1 protein-coding gene and 3 tRNA genes are annotated in these 1,653 nt (G+C 43.7%); 3 read left to right on the plus strand and 1 reads right to left on the minus strand.

Annotation, left to right across the window (positions count from 1 at the left end; translation table 11 throughout):
* Positions 1 to 9: 9 nt before the first annotated feature.
* Both AB6D93_RS23960 and AB6D93_RS23965 read left to right on the plus strand, forming a co-directional pair.
* Positions 10 to 96: transfer RNA gene (locus tag AB6D93_RS23960), tRNA-Leu, on the plus strand.
* 64 nt (positions 97 to 160) lie between these two features.
* Positions 161 to 234 (plus strand) — tRNA-Cys (locus AB6D93_RS23965).
* 75 nt (positions 235 to 309) lie between these two features.
* Here AB6D93_RS23965 and AB6D93_RS23970 read toward each other — a convergent pair.
* Positions 310 to 1,098 carry a lipase family protein gene (locus tag AB6D93_RS23970; RefSeq protein WP_102333601.1) on the minus strand — a complete coding sequence of 263 codons (789 nt, stop codon included), beginning with the start codon at positions 1,096 to 1,098 and terminating at the stop codon, positions 310 to 312.
* 349 nt (positions 1,099 to 1,447) lie between these two features.
* Here AB6D93_RS23970 and AB6D93_RS23975 point away from each other — a divergent pair.
* Positions 1,448 to 1,534: transfer RNA gene (locus AB6D93_RS23975), tRNA-Leu, on the plus strand.
* Positions 1,535 to 1,653: the final 119 nt, after the last annotated feature.

Raw genomic sequence — 1,653 nt, forward strand, 5'->3', positions numbered from 1 at the left:
GAATTGCGTGCCCTGGTGGTGGAATTGGTAGACACAAGGGATTTAAAATCCCTCGACGTTCGCGTTGTGCCGGTTCAAGTCCGGCCCGGGGCACCATCTATTTGATTATTACCTCGCTTGGTATTAATCAAAAGAGTTGTTCTCTTAAAGCACTATTGAAGGCGCCTTGGCAGAGTGGCTATGCAGCGGATTGCAAATCCGTGGACCTCGGTTCGACTCCGGGAGGCGCCTCCATAATTCAGAAAAAACCAGTCCTAGTGACTGGTTTTTTCGTTTCTGGCCCCGCTAAAAGCTTCCTACGTACCCATTTCAATGCTTATCAAAGAAATCTTTGTTACGGATATACTTGCTCATTAAGTGGTAAGAGAAAGGTCTTATCAGCCAACTAAAGATAGAGCGACCAAGGCGGATTAATGTAGGAGTGTTCTCATAGATTCGTCCGTTATAAAGCCAAAGCACTTTACCTACATGCCAATAGAGCAAAGGAACCGGTGGCATGAAGGTCACGATGTCGATGTCACAGCAAATTCGGTAGGTCTTCTTACTCATGCGATAGTGCTTTCGAAAGCTCCAATCACCAATGGCGGGTTGGCCAAAAGTCACTATTCGTTTAATACAGCCTGGGTACTTTTGATCAAAGTAATCAGCGAAGACACAACCGATAGCGCCTCCGGAAGAGTGGCCAGTAATAGACACTCTTTTTCCTTGTTCGATGAGAGGTGTGAGCGTGGCTTCCAAGCGCTCAATAACGGTTAAGCCAAGCTTATCTTCATTACGACTTGGCTGGCTCTCTTGAAGCATTAGATGGTAGAAACCCGCATGCACACGATAATTGAGCCCAATTCTCTTACAGCTTCTTGTCCATAGAGCAAAGGTTAGTAGCCAATCTGAGATACTGTGCGATCCTTTGATTACCACAACCACTTCATCTTTGTCGCTACTCCACAACACTCTAATCATGGTTTTACCAAACTGGTTCTTGATGATGCGTTGTCCATTAGGGTCAAAACCATAGCGAGTCTGCTTAAAAACTCTAGGGTAGGCGAGGTTACAAAGAACGGCATAGCGCTCATATTGATATCGTTTTAGTGGTTTCACATGTTTACTTCTTAATAAGAGTTACTTCAAACTCTAATCGTTGAATGTGAAAAGCACATGAAAACGCCATTTGCTTGGTTTAAAACAATAAAATCACCGCATTCAATTGGTATTTGAATCAATGGTTGTCAGTGATTTGTCCGTTTAAATTAGAAATCCAAGTATAAGAACCGTACAAGCTGCACTAAATTTATTCTTTTGAGTTCGATAATTAATCACTTGAATTAAAAGATAAAATTTATTGTTGACGAATTTTTTCCTTCCGTTAAAGTACACCTCGTTCTCACGGCTTAGGTCGCTGAGAGATGGTGTTTTTACTTTTCAGTAATCGGCCTCGCAAGATTGCGTTGCCCTGGTGGTGGAATTGGTAGACACAAGGGATTTAAAATCCCTCGGCGTTCGCGCTGTGCCGGTTCAAGTCCGGCCCGGGGCACCATCTATCTAGCCTCTACATTTTGAGTAGAGTGATGAACAAAGAGTTGTTCTCTTAAATCACTATTAAAGGCGCCTTGGCAGAGTGGCTATGCAGCGGATTGCAAATCCGTGGACCTCGGT

This window comes from Vibrio sp. 10N.247.310.23, assembly GCF_041467155.1.
GTDB lineage: Bacteria > Pseudomonadota > Gammaproteobacteria > Enterobacterales > Vibrionaceae > Vibrio > Vibrio crassostreae_C.